At 73.0% G+C, this 12,586-nt stretch carries 12 protein-coding genes; 2 read left to right on the top strand and 10 right to left on the bottom strand.

Annotated features, from left to right (window positions below; all coding sequences use genetic code 11):
• Window positions 1-66: 66 nt before the first annotated feature.
• The 4 genes from JNW98_RS30775 to lipB form a co-directional block, all read right to left on the bottom strand.
• Window positions 67-750, bottom strand: coding sequence for a DUF4191 domain-containing protein (locus JNW98_RS30775; RefSeq protein WP_223771584.1), 684 nt, complete (start codon window positions 748-750; stop codon window positions 67-69).
• 10 nt (window positions 751-760) lie between these two features.
• Window positions 761-1,021, bottom strand: coding sequence for an SCO2195 family GlnR-regulated protein (locus tag JNW98_RS30770; RefSeq protein WP_223771583.1), 261 nt, complete (start codon window positions 1,019-1,021; stop codon window positions 761-763).
• Window positions 1,022-1,269: 248 nt separating this feature from the next.
• A complete protein-coding gene (gene lipA / locus JNW98_RS30765) occupies window positions 1,270-2,208 on the bottom strand; it encodes a lipoyl synthase (RefSeq protein WP_223771582.1) in 939 nt (312 codons plus the stop codon).
• A 252-nt stretch (window positions 2,209-2,460) separates the two neighbouring features.
• Window positions 2,461-3,243: a lipoyl(octanoyl) transferase LipB gene (gene lipB / locus JNW98_RS30760; protein ID WP_223771581.1), complete on the bottom strand. Its 783-nt coding sequence runs from the start codon at window positions 3,241-3,243 to the stop codon at window positions 2,461-2,463.
• Between the two features lie 310 nt (window positions 3,244-3,553).
• Between lipB and JNW98_RS30755 the strand changes: the two genes are divergently transcribed.
• Window positions 3,554-5,080 carry an NsdA family TPR-like regulatory protein gene (locus tag JNW98_RS30755; protein ID WP_223771580.1) on the top strand — a complete coding sequence of 509 codons (1,527 nt, stop codon included), beginning with the start codon at window positions 3,554-3,556 and terminating at the stop codon, window positions 5,078-5,080.
• Window positions 5,081-5,323: 243 nt separating this feature from the next.
• Here the strand turns inward: JNW98_RS30755 and JNW98_RS30750 are convergent, their stop codons facing one another.
• The 3 genes from JNW98_RS30750 to JNW98_RS30740 all read right to left on the bottom strand — a co-directional run bounded on the left by JNW98_RS30750 (window position 5,324) and on the right by JNW98_RS30740 (window position 8,351).
• The gene (locus JNW98_RS30750; protein ID WP_223771579.1) at window positions 5,324-6,664 is read right to left on the bottom strand and encodes an NAD(P)/FAD-dependent oxidoreductase; all 1,341 of its coding nucleotides are present in this window, start codon (window positions 6,662-6,664) and stop codon (window positions 5,324-5,326) included.
• Window positions 6,665-6,832: 168 nt separating this feature from the next.
• On the bottom strand, window positions 6,833-7,747 hold the full coding sequence (locus JNW98_RS30745) for a TIGR01777 family oxidoreductase (RefSeq protein WP_223771578.1): 915 nt from the start codon (window positions 7,745-7,747) through the stop codon (window positions 6,833-6,835).
• An 85-nt stretch (window positions 7,748-7,832) separates the two neighbouring features.
• Entirely contained in the window at window positions 7,833-8,351 is a 519-nt protein-coding gene (locus JNW98_RS30740; protein WP_223771586.1) for a DUF4240 domain-containing protein, read from the bottom strand.
• Between the two features lie 129 nt (window positions 8,352-8,480).
• Here JNW98_RS30740 and JNW98_RS30735 point away from each other — a divergent pair, with 129 nt between their 5' ends.
• A complete protein-coding gene (locus JNW98_RS30735; RefSeq protein ID WP_372459360.1) occupies window positions 8,481-9,578 on the top strand; it encodes an SDR family oxidoreductase in 1,098 nt (365 codons plus the stop codon).
• Between the two features lie 77 nt (window positions 9,579-9,655).
• Here the strand turns inward: JNW98_RS30735 and JNW98_RS30730 are convergent, their stop codons facing one another.
• The 3 genes from JNW98_RS30730 to sucB all read right to left on the bottom strand — a co-directional run.
• Window positions 9,656-10,672, bottom strand: a complete 1,017-nt coding sequence (locus JNW98_RS30730) for a helix-turn-helix transcriptional regulator (RefSeq protein WP_223771577.1) — start codon at window positions 10,670-10,672, stop codon at window positions 9,656-9,658.
• Between the two features lie 200 nt (window positions 10,673-10,872).
• Window positions 10,873-11,496: a GntR family transcriptional regulator gene (locus JNW98_RS30725; protein WP_223771576.1), complete on the bottom strand. Its 624-nt coding sequence runs from the start codon at window positions 11,494-11,496 to the stop codon at window positions 10,873-10,875.
• 124 nt (window positions 11,497-11,620) lie between these two features.
• Window positions 11,621-12,586: 2-oxoglutarate dehydrogenase, E2 component, dihydrolipoamide succinyltransferase (gene sucB, locus JNW98_RS30720; RefSeq protein WP_223771575.1), on the bottom strand; the 966-nt coding region annotated here is incomplete at its 5' end.

Below are 12,586 nucleotides of genomic sequence, written 5' to 3'. Positions count from 1 at the left end.
GGGCGGGGCGGGACCGTGTCGGTCCCGCCCCGCCCTCACCCCGTCCGCGCCTTCCGCGCTTCCGTGTCAGCGGCCCTTCGGCATCCGCATGCCCTTGCCGGGGAGCGGACCCTTCGGGATCGGCATGTTGCTCATCAGGTCGCCCAGCGCCCGGAGCCGGTCGTTCACCGTGGTCACCTGCGCGCCTGGGAGCACCCGGGGCAGCTTCAGCAGGGTGGTGCGCAGCTTCTTCAGCGGCACCTGGCCCTCGCCGTCGCCGACCACGATGTCGTGCACCGGCACGTCCGCGACGATGCGCGCCATCCGCTTCTTCTCGGCGGCCAGCAGGCTCTTCACCCGGTTCGGGTTGCCCTCGCCGACGAGCACGATGCCGGCCTTGCCGACCGAGCGGTGGACGACGTCCTGGTTGCGGTTCATCGCCACCGCGGGCGTCGTCGTCCAGCCGCGGCCGACGTTGTCCAGCACCGCCGCCGCGGCGCCCGGCTGGCCCTCCATCTGCCCGAAGGCGGCACGCTCGGCACGGCGGCCGAAGACGATCGCCATCGCGAGGAAGGCCAGCAGGAAGCCCAGGATGCCCAGGTAGATCGGGTGGTCGATCCAGAAGCCGATGGCGAGGAGGACACCGAAGGTGACAATGCCCACGCCCGCGACGACAAGACCGACCTTCGAATCGACCTTCTTGGTCATCTTGTAGGTCAGGGCGATCTGCTTCAGTCGCCCGGGGTTCTCGGATGTTTCCTTCCTCGCCATATGGCGAAGTTTACGTGTCCTGCGGGCCGGGGGCCGCCGCGGCCTCCCAGAGGTGCTGGGCCTCGCGCCGGTCCTTGGCCCGGCGGCGGTCCTCCAGGACCGCGGTCCACGCGTTCCGGCGGGCGGTGCGCTGGCCGCCGCGCAGCAGCAGGCGTTCCAGGGCCAGCAGCGCGCCGGTGACCGAGGGCGGCCGGACGGGGAGCGTGGACGGCAGGGCGGAGAAGGCGTGCGCGGCGTTCGCCGTCGTCGCGCGGGCGGGCGCGGCCTGCATGTCGTGTCCTCTCGTGAGCGGAAGGGTGAGAGGTGGGGGAGAGATGGGGAAGCGGCGGAGCGGCGGGTGCGGTTGTGCGCGTTCACAAGTTCGGTGGGTGCACGACTGTTCGTGCACACATCGTCACCGAACGGTGTTACCAGTACATGACGGTGTGGTCAAAGACTATGAAACGTTGACGCGGCCCGGACCGGGCCTCCTGGGGAGGAACAAGGGGGCCGGTCGGGCCGCGTCGCACGACAAGGGGACTACGCTGCGGCTTCGCTCCGCTTCTCGATCGCCTGGCGGTAGAGCCGTCCCGCCCGGTACGACGAGCGGACCAGCGGGCCCGACATCACGCCGGCGTAGCCGATCTCCTCGGCCTCCTTCTGGAGCTCCACGAACTCCTGCGGCTTCACCCACCGCTCCACCGGGTGGTGGCGCGGCGACGGGCGCAGGTACTGGGTGATCGTGATGAGTTCGCAACCCGCCTCGTGGAGGTCGCGGAGCGCCTGGGTGATCTCCTCGCGCTCCTCGCCCATGCCGAGGATCAGGTTGGACTTCGTCACCAGGCCGGCCTCGCGGGCCTTGGTGATGACCTCCAGCGAGCGCTCGTAGCGGAAGCCGGGGCGGATGCGCTTGAAGATCCGGGGAACCGTCTCGACGTTGTGCGCCAGTACCTCGGGGCGGGACGAGAAGACCTCGGCCAGCTGGTCGGGCTTGGCGTTGAAGTCGGGGATCAGCAGCTCGACGCCGGTGTCCGGCATCAGGCCGTGGATCTGGCGGACGGTCTCGGCGTACAGCCAGGCGCCGCCGTCCTCCAGGTCGTCACGGGCCACGCCGGTGATCGTCGCGTACTTGAGCTCCATGGACCGTACGGATTCGGCCACGCGGCGCGGCTCGTCCCGGTCCAGGGCCTGCGGCTTGCCGGTGTCGATCTGGCAGAAGTCGCAGCGCCGGGTGCACTGGTCGCCGCCGATGAGGAACGTCGCCTCGCGGTCCTCCCAGCACTCGTAGATGTTGGGACAGCCCGCCTCCTGGCACACCGTGTGCAGGCCCTCGCGCTTCACCAGACCCTGGAGCTCGGTGTACTCGGGGCCCATCTTCGCCCGGGTCTTTATCCACTCGGGCTTGCGCTCGATGGGGGTCTGGGCGTTCCGGACCTCAAGGCGCAGCATCTTGCGTCCGTCGGGTGCGACAGCGGACACTCCGGCTCCCTATGACTTCGATTCTTCGGCGGACACCAGGGTACGCCCGTTCGTTCTGACGTTCTTACGCCCGGGGAACCGGCGAGACGTCGGTCGCATTCCCGCACATGTTCCTGGAGGTGCTTCCGGGGACGTTGCCGGTGGAGCTCCGGAGGGCGTCCCGGACGGTGGAGCCCGCCGCGCCGCGGGTGGCCGAAAACCGCCTCTCACCGGGCGTCGGGCCACTCGTCGGACTGCCCGCCGGACCACTCGCTAGACCGCCCGCGGCAGCGGCTCCGCCGACTCCAGGACGTCGCGCAGGTGCTTCTCCACGACGGGCAGCACCTCGGCGACGGTGACCCGGCGGCCCAGCTCGTTCGAGAGGGAGGTCACGCCGGCGTCGCGGATGCCGCACGGCACGATGCGGTCGAACCAGGTGTTGTCGGGGTCGCAGTTCAGGGAGAAGCCGTGCATGGTGACGCCCTTGGCGATGCGGATGCCGATCGCGGCGAGCTTGCGGTCCTCGCCGCGCTGGCCGGCGTTGGAGGGCGCGTACTCGGGGCCGCTGAGCCGCGGGTCGAACTCGTCGTCGGCCGGGCGGGGGGCCGCGATGTCCAGCTGCAGGCCGCCGGTCGCGGGCCGCTCGCCGGCCTCGCCCAGGACCCAGACGCCGCTGCGGCCCTCGACCCGGGTGGTGGCCAGGCCGAACTCCGCGCACGCCCGGATCAGGGCCTCCTCCAGGCGGCGGACGTGGGCGATCACGTCCACCGGGCGGGGGAGCTTGAGGATCGGATAGCCGACGAGCTGGCCCGGACCGTGCCAGGTGATCTTTCCGCCGCGGTCGACGTCGACGACCGGCGTCCCGTCCAGGGGGCGCTCGCTGTCCTCCGTGCGCCGTCCGGCCGTGTAGACCGCCGGGTGCTCCAGCAGCAGGCAGGTGTCCGGGATCTCGTCCGCGAACCGGGCCGCGTGGACGCGGCGCTGCTCCTGCCACGCCTCCTGGTACTCGACGGCGTCCGCCCCGAAGCCCAGATGGACAAAGCGCAGCTCACTCACGGCAGCTCCTCTTCCCGTCTTCCCGTCCGCGCAGGTCCGCTCCGGAACCCTTTTCGAACCCTTGGTGCCGACGGGCGCGTACGTCCCGGACGCGCCCTGTGCCCAAGCCACTGTACGGCGGCCTCCGAATGGGCTGCTGTCGAGCCCCTTACAAGATCGTCTGGCGGCGCTTTTCCGTGCCTATTTGATCTGTCTCTGATCTGTCCTCACACGATCGGATGAATGCGGGGCGAAGGTGGCGTTCGGGGCGGCGGGGACCGCTAAATTCGCGCCGTTCCCAGAATGGCGATCAGGGAGACCGGGCAGGTTGATGACGGAACGACCCCCACAGCGCATTCCCAACCGCCAGCTAGCCGCGCTCATCGCGGAGGCCGGCTTCTCCAACGCGGGGCTCGCACGTCGCGTCGATCAATTAGGGCTGGAGCACGGCCTCGACCTGCGCTACGACAAGACCTCCGTCACCCGGTGGCTCCGCGGCCAGCAGCCGCGCGGCACGACTCCGGCGTTGATCGCCGAGGTCTTCACCCGGCGGCTGGGGCGGCGGCTGTCCGCACAGGACCTCGGGCTGGACGCGTGTGCGCCGGTGTACGCGGGGCTGGAATTCGCCGCGTCGCCGGCGGAGGCCATTGACATCGTGAGCGGCTTGTGGCGCAAGGACTCCGGCAGCCACACAGAGCTACGGAAGATCGCGTTCACGCCCGCGGGGCTGGTGGTGCCCAGCCGCGACTGGCTGATCGGACGGGCGGACGACCGGGTGGCCCGCACACCCAACCCGCCCCCCGGGGCCGCGGCGCCACCGGGAGTCCCGGCGGCCCCCGGCGGACAGGGGGCGGGCCCCGGCGGGCCCCCGCCTGCAGGCGAGGGCGCCGGCCGGGGCGGTGAGAGACCCACGGGCCGGACGCTGGTCCCCCGGCAGCGCGCCGAACGGGCGCCCGGGAGCCGCGTCTCCATGGGCGACATCGCGGCCCTGCGCTCCGTCGGCGAGCTCTTCCGTACGCTCGACCACGCGTACGGGGGCGGGCACGCGCGGCAGGCGCTCGTCCGCTACCTCGAACACGAGGCCGAGCCGATGCTGCGCGGCACGTACGGCGAGACCACGGGACGCCGGCTGTTCGGCGCCGCCGCGGACCTCACCCGGCTCGCCGGGTGGACCTCGTACGACATCGCCGCCCACGGGCTCGCCCAGCGGTACTACGTCCAGGCGCTGCGCCTGGCGCAGGCCGCGGGGGACCGGGCGTACGGCAGCTACGTCCTGGTGACCATGAGCCGCCAGGCCGTCTACCTCGGCCACGGCCGGGAGGCGGTGCAGCTCGCCCGCGTCGCCCAGCAGGGCGTCGGGTCCGGGGCACCCCCCGTCGTGCAGTCCCTGCTGCACGCCGTGGAGGCGCGCGGGCACGCGGTGCTCGGCGAGGTGCGGGCCTGCTCGGCCTCGCTCGCCCGCGCCGAACGGGCGCTGGAGACGGCCCGGCCCTCGGACGACGTGCCGTACTGGATCCGCTTCTTCGACGAGGCGGAGCTCGCGGACGAGTTCGCGCACTGCCACCGCGATCTCCAGCAGTGGCGGGCGGCGGCGCAGCACGCGGAGAGATCCCTGCAGCTCCGGCCTCCGGCGTACGCGCGGAGCAGGCTCTTCTGCCGGGTGGTGCTGGCTGCTGCGCGGCTGGGGCTGGGGGAGTTGGAGCAGGCTTGCGCTCTGGGCGCGGAGGCGGCGCAGGCTGCTGCCGAGATGCGGTCTGTTCGGGCCGTGGAGTATGTGCGGGAGTTCGAGCGGCGGCTTGATCCTTATCGGGACGCGGCGGCGGTTCGGGGGTATCGGGAGAAGGTGGCTGTGCTTTAGGGGTTCCCCTGCGGGGGGCTGTGCCCCGGTCCCGCCCCTTCGCCGATTCCTGGGGGCCGGCCCCCAGACCCCCTGAAACCGCGCTCCGCGCGGTTGTCCTCAATCGCCGGACGGGCTGGATTGTGCCTGAGGTGGCACTTTCAGCCTGTCCGGCGATTGAGGACGAGCGGCGAAGCCGCGATAACGGGGTCTGGGGCGCAGCCCCCAGGAAACGGCGAAGGGGCGGGACCGGGGCACAGCCCCCTACGCCACCCGCAGCGCCTGCGCGTCGTCCTGCTCCGGCCGGATCCCCAGATCCCGCAGCAGCGCGTGCGCAGCCCGCCGCCCCGAGAACAGAGCGCCCTGCACCGTACTCGTGTCCCGGTGATCACCACACACGTACAACCCCGACAACACCCGCACCGGCCGCCGCACATCATGCGGCGCCGGCATGGCCGGGACGGCGTCCGGATCGTGATGGGCGGTCAGCAACTCGAAGTCGTCGGCCGCCATGCCGTAGACCCGGGCCAGTTGCGCCCGCGCCGCGCGGTCGAGTTCGGCGATCGGGGTGCCGGCCGCCCGGCCGAGGACGGTGGAGGTGATGAGGACGCGCCCGGCGGGGGCCCGGTCGGGGTCGACCTCGCTGGCGACGGTGGTGTGGGCGACGGGCCCGCCGCGGCCGCCGGTCACGATGAGGGCCGCGTCGCAGGGCGGCGCCTCGGCGGCCGTGTGGTGCAGGACCGTCACCGGGTGGAAGCCGGGCAGCCGCAGGCCGGGCAGCAGGTCGGCGGCGGCCCGGGCGCCGGTGGCGACGATCACCGAGCGGCAGCCGATCTCGCCGTGGTCGGCGGTGGTGACGGAGGTGATGTCCGCGGAGGTGGCCTGGACGCCCGTCCGGACCGTCCCCGGCGGCAGCAGCCCCGCCAGCGTCTCGGGCACCGTGCCCGCCCCGCCCGCCGGGAGGCAGAGCCGGCCGCGGGCGAAGCCGCGCAGGACCAGGTCGGCGCAGCGGCTGGAGGTGGTGAGTTCGGGGTCGGAGAGGAGGGAGGCCAGCAGGGGGCGCAGGAAGCCCTCGACCGTACGGACCGGCAGGCCGCGGCCGGCCAGGGTGGCGGCCGTCGGGCGGTCCGGGCGGGCCAGCATCCGGTCGGTGGGCAGGGCGGCCAGCCGGGCGAGCGCCGCGTCGAGACGGGCCTGGTCCAGGCCGGTGGCCCGGGAGGCGCGGGCGGCCGTGGCCAGCGCGCGGGCGGTGGTGAACGCCCTCTTCGCGCTCTTCGCGCCGCGCGACTCGCCGCCGATCCGGTGGTTCCGGCCGTCGGCGTGGACCAGGACGCCCGGCAGGAAGGGCCGTAGTGCGAGGGTGCCGAGGCCGGGAGTGCGCCGGAGGTCGGGGAAAGCGGTGTTGAGCAGCTGGCCGGAGCGGTCCAGCCGGAAGCCGTCGATCCGGTCCGTCGCCATCCGCCCGCCCGGCCGGTCCGCTGCCTCCAGGACGGTGACGCCGACGCCGGCGTTGGTCAGTTGGTGTGCTGCCGAGAGCCCGGCGAGGCCGGCTCCCACGATGACGACATCGGCGTGGTGTGCGGTGTGGCGTGCGCTGCTGGCCACGTGGCCTCCCGGGGTCGGTCCGCTCGCTCGGGGGCGTGATGCCCCCAACCGGCTGCGCCGATGCGCGAGTTGGCCTCGACCGTAGAGAGAATTCCGGTCAATAACAGTCGCGCACAGATAGAGCACGGTCGCACGGCGGTCGCACGGTTACGGTTTCGGGGCGCTCAATCATCGGGCCGAAGCGCGGCCCTCGGGGGCGAGTGCCGCGCGGACGGCGCTCTCGACGTCCGGATGCGCGAACCGGAAGCCGGAGTCCAGCAGCCGCCGGGGCACGACCCGCTGACTGGACAGCACGTCCGACGCGAGCTCCCCCAGCACCAGCCGGAGCGCCGGGGCGGGCGCGGGGAACAGCGCGGGACGGCGCAGCACACGCCCCATGGCTCTGGCCACCTCGCGGTTGGTGACCGGTTCCGGCGCGGTCAGGTTCACCGGACCGGACAGCTCCGGGGTGTCCAGGACGTGGCGCAGGGCGGCGATGTGGTCGTGCAGGGAGATGAAGCTCCAGTACTGGCGGCCGTTCCCGAGCGGCCCGCCGAGCCCCAGCCGGAACAGCGGGAACATCCGCCCCCACGCGCCCCCACCCCGGCTCACCACCAGCCCGGTCCGGACCCGCACCGTCCGCACGCCCGCCTCGGTGGCGGGCACCGTGGCCGCCTCCCACTCCTGGCAGACCTCGGCGAGGAAGCCGCGTCCGGGTGGCGAGTCCTCGTCCAGAACGCGGTCGCCCGCGTCCCCGTAGACGCCGGTGGCACTCCCGCTCACGAACACCCGCGGCGGGGTGTCGAGGGACGCGACGGCCTCGGCGACCGCCGCCGTGCCGAGCACCCGGCTCTCCCGGATCTCCCGCTTGTACGCGTCCGTCCAGCGGTGCGCGCCCACGCCGGCGCCCGCGAGGTGCACCACGGCGTCGCAGCCGGCCAGCGCGCGAGTGTCCACCCGCTGCCGCTTCGGGTCCCACTCGGCCTCGTCCCCGCTCCGGGGCGCGCGGCGCACGAACCGCGTCACGCGGTGGCCGTCCGCTTCCAGCGAGCGGACGAGCGCCGTACCGATGAGGCCGGTCGAGCCGGTGATGGCGATGCGCATGGGTCACACCTTTCCCGGGAGTTCCGGGTCCACGCCCGGCGGGCCGGATCCGAGCCGGTTCCGGCCCGGATCCGAACGGGCGGGCCTACGACCGGAAGCGCTCCCACAGCGCCGGGTAGCGTTCCGCCAGCGCGTCCTCGTCCGTGACGTCGACCGGCGTCCCCTGCGGCTCGGCCGGCGCGGGCGGCAGCGCCAGGTCCGGCATCTCCGCTCCGGTGAGTTGCTCGTACGCCTCCTCGGCCGCGTAGCCGAGGTCCTCGGCGTCCCCGTCCGTCTCCTCGTCGAAGCCGTCGAGGAGGTCGGCGAGCCGGTCCGGGTCGTGCAGGGCGCCCTCGAAGACGTGCCGGCCCTGGCCGATGAGCCAGCAGCGGAAGTAGTCGAACGCGTCCTCGCCCGCCCCGCCCAGCAGTACCGCCGCCGCGCCCCACAGGTCCCACTGGTAGGCGCGGTTGTAGCGCACCTCGAAATGCCGGGCGAAGTCCGTCACGCGGTCCGGGTCGAGCCGCATCAGCCGCTCGACCAGCAGATCGGCCTGGTCCTCGGGGTCGCCGCCCGCCTCGGCCCGCGACTCGTCGACCAGCTCCCAGAACTCCGTCTCGTCCATCACGGCAACAGCATCCGCCCTGGCCTGCCGGAACGCACGCGGAGGGGGCTTTTGTGCGACGGCCCGGAAAACACGACAGAAGGTGTCCGGTATCCATGCCAGTGTGCCTCTCGTCGCACGGCGGACGTCGTGACGACGGGACGGATCGAAGGGGACGACACGGACGTGAACGCCGGAACGAGGGCACTCGAAGGCAAGGTCGCACTGGTCGCGGGCGCCACGCGGGGAGCGGGCCGGGCCATGGCGGTCGAACTCGGCCGGGCCGGGGCCGTCGTCTACGCGACCGGCCGCACCACGCGCGAGCGGCGCAGCGAGGTCGGCCGGGCCGAGACCATCGAGGAGACGGCCGAGCTGGTGACCGCCGCGGGCGGCACCGGTATCGCCGTCCCGGTCGACCACCTGGAGATCGACCAGGTCAAGGCGCTGGTCGAGCGCGTCGACCGGGAGCACGGGCGGCTGGACGTGCTGGTCAACGACGTCTGGGGCGGCGATCACCTGCTGGAGTTCGGAACCCGGGTGTGGGACCTGAAGCTGGAGCGGGCGCTGCGGATGCTGCGGCTGGCCCAGGACGCGCATCTGATCACCAGCCACTGTGCGCTGCCGCTGCTGACGCGGCGGCGGGGTGGGCTGGTCGTGGAGATCACGGATGGGACGCCGGAGTTCAACACCGATCATTACCGGGAGAACATGGTCTTCGACCTGGCGAAGTTCGCGTCGGCCCGGATGGCGTGGGCGCTGGCCCGGGAGCTGGAGGAGCACGGGGGGACGGCGGTCTGCCTCAGCCCCGGGTTCCTGCGGTCCGAGGAGATGCTTGAGCATTTCGGGGTGACGGAGGAGAACTGGCGGGACGCGGTCGCCAAGGAGCCGCACTTCGCGATCGCGGAGTCGCCGACCTATCTGGGGCGGGTGGTGGCCGCGCTCGCCGGGGATCCGGAGCGGGGGCGGTGGAATGGGCAGGCGCGGTTCGGTGGGGAGCTCGCGGCTCATTACGGGGTGACGGATGTGGACGGGTCGCGGCCGGATTGCCTGGGGTACTTCACGGATGTGGTGTTCGGGGGGGAAGGCGGCGACGGCGGAGGCTTATCGGTAGGCGCCTGCGGCGGGCTGTGCCCCGGGCCCGCCCTTTCACCGTTTCTTGCGGGGGCGAGCCCCCGCGCCCCGAAACCGCGCTTCGCGCGGTTGTCCTCAAGCGCCGGACGGGCTGAATCCAGCCCGTCCGGCGCTTGAGGACGAGCGGCGAAGCCGCGACAAGGGGGTCTGGGGCGCAGCCCCAGGAAACGGAGAAAGGGCGGGCCCGGGGCACCTCACCCCACCCCGTACAGCGCCGCACTGCGCCGCGCCGCCTCCGCGAACCGCTCCCGCAACGCCGAAGGCCCGAGTACCTCCACCTCCGGCCCCAGCGCCAGCAGCTGCTCCTGGGCGACGGCCGGCGACTCGACGGCGAGAGTCACCGTCACCCACCCCGCCGCGTCCGGCGGGCCCGCCGCCGACAGCGCCTCCTGACCGGCGCGCCGGTCCGTCACATACGGGAGCCGGCGCGCGCCCTCCGGGGTCAGCCGCAGGACGACGGTCTCCCGCAGCAGCGAGCGGGCGAAGGACTCCGCCCGCTCCTCCCAGAAGGCGGACAGGTCGAAGGAGTCGTCGCGGTCGAACCGTCCGGAGCCGGCCGTGACGGCGGTGAAGCGGTCGACCCGGTAGACGCGGTGGCCGGGGCGGGGGACGGTGACGCCCGCGACCAGGTACCAGACGCCGGCCTTGAGGACGAGGCCGTACGGTTCCAGCTCCCGTTCCACCTCCGAGCCGTCCCGCCGCCCGTAGCGGACGGTCAGCGGGCGGTCGTCCCAGACCGCCTCCGCGACGGCGGGCAGCAGCGGCGGGGGGTCGGCCGGCTGCCACCAGCCGGGGGCGTCCAGGTGGAAGCGCTGGGCGGCCGTGGTGGGGGCGTCGCCGAGTTCGGGGAGGAGCGCGGCGGAGACCTTGAGGCGTGCGGCGGACGCGGCGTCGGCGAGGCCCATCTCGCGGAGGGCGGACGGCACGCCGGAGAGGAAGAGGACCTCGGCCTCCGTGCGGCCGAGGCCGGTGATGGGGGTACCTCCCATGCCCTTAAGGCAATGGGGGAGGGTGCGGTAGCCGCCGACCAGGCGGTAGCCGCCGGTCCTGCCACGGTCGGCGTAGACGGGGACGCCCGCCTCGGAGAGGGCGACGACGTCCCGGGCGACCGTGCGCTCCGAGACCTCCAGCCGCCGGGCCAGCTCGGCGCCCGTCATGGACGCGCGGGACTGCAGCAGCAGGACGAGTTTGATCAGACGGGCCGCTCGCATGCGCCCATGATGCCGTCATCGGGAAACGAGACATCAGGGGACGACGACAGGTACCCGTACGCCCAGCCAGGGCATCGGTCGGCGGACGAGGACCTGTCGTCACTCCTGAGCCGCTCCGCGACACAGGACAGGGCGCGCGGCGCGGCTCACCGCGGAGACGATACGCCTCGATCGATGATCGATCAACCGGGGACGTTCGTTCAGATCTGCGGCGCGCAGCCCAGCACGTGCGTCCGCAGCAGCTCCCCGATGTGCGGGTCGCGCCGCCGGAACGCCGCCACCAGCTCCGCGTGGTCGTCCGCGTGCGCCCTCGGCCGCGGGCTCAGCCAGCGGATCGACAGCGTCGTCCACACCTCGATGCCCAGCGACTCCCAGGTGTGCAGGAGGACGGAGTTCCCCGAGGCCAGCACGATCTCCCGGTGGAAGGCCACCGTGTGCCGCACCTGGGCCTCGCGGTCGCCCCGGCGGTCCGCCTCGTAGAGCGGCTCCACCTCGCGGTCGAGCGCCGACGCGTCCTCGGCCAGCGCCTCGGCCGCCAGCTCGGCGGCGACCTGCTCCAGGCCCGCGCGGACCGGGTAGCTCTCCTTGAGGTCGGCGGCGGTGAGCTCGCGGACCCGGACGCCCTTGTTCGGGGACGACTCGATCAGCCGCAGCGACTCCAGCTCGCGCAGCGCCTCGCGCACCGGCGTCTGGCTGACCAGCAGCTCCGACGCGATCCGGCGCTCCACGATGCGCTCGCCCGGCTGCCACCGGCCGCTGACGATCCCCTCCAGGATGTGTTCGCGGATCTGCTCGCGCAAAGAGTGGACGACGGGTGGTGACATGGGCGCTCCTCGGCGGCCGGACGTTCGCCCGGCCATTATCCCGGTGGGGGAAACGGCGCGGCCCCGGCCCGTACCGGAGTACGGAGCCGGGGCCGCGCCGCTCAGCAGGTGGCGAGGGCCGGGATCAGAGACCGATCTCGGTCTCGAACTCGGCGGCCTCCAGGATGGCCTTGACCGTCGTCAGGTAACGGGCCGCGTCGGCGCCGTCCACCAGGCGGTGGTCGTAGGAGAGCGTCACGTACGTCATGTCACGGACGCCGATGTTCGTGCCCTCGGCGGTCTCGATGACGACCGGGCGCTTCACCGTGGCACCGATGCCCAGGATCGCGACCTGGTTCGGGGGCACGATGACCGTGTCGAACAGCGCACCGCGCGAGCCGGTGTTGCTGATCGTGAAGGTCGCGCCGGACATCTCGTCCGGGCTGATCTTGCCGGTACGGACCTTGCCCGCCAGCTCCGCCGTCTTCTTGGCGAGGCCCGCGATGTTGAGGTCACCCGCACCCTTGATGACCGGGGTCATCAGGCCCTTCTCCGAGTCGACGGCGATGCCGACGTTCTCGGAGTCGAAGTAGCTGATGGTGCCCTCGTCCTCGTTGATCCGGGCGTTGATGACCGGGTGGGCCTTCAGCGCCTGGACGGCGGCCTTGACGAAGAACGGCATCGGGGAGAGCTTGACGCCCTCGCGGGCGGCGAAGCCGTCCTTGGCCTTGGCGCGCATCCGCATGATCTTGGTGATGTCCACCTCGATCACGGAGCTGAGCTGGGCCTGGCCGTGCAGCGCCTTCATCATGTTGTCGGCGATGACCTTGCGCATGCGCGGCATCTTGACCGTCTGACCGCGCAGCGGCGACGCCTCCAGGGCCGGGGCCTTGGGAGCGGCGGCGGCCGGGGCGGCGGCCGGGGCCGGCGCGGCCTTGGCGGCCTCGGCGGCGGCCAGGACGTCCTGCTTGCGGATGCGGCCACCGACGCCGGTGCCCTGGACGCCCGCGAGGTTGACGCCGCTCTCGGCGGCGAGCTTGCGGACGAGCGGGGTCACGTAGGCGCCCTCGGCGTTGGCCGTGGCGGCGGCCGGGGCCTGGGCGGCCGGGGC

It is taken from the genome of Streptomyces huiliensis (assembly GCF_020037025.1).
Lineage (GTDB): Bacteria > Actinomycetota > Actinomycetes > Streptomycetales > Streptomycetaceae > Streptomyces > Streptomyces huiliensis.
The sequence above is the reverse complement of the archived record's forward strand: the minus strand, read 5'-3'. Positions and strand labels throughout refer to the sequence as shown.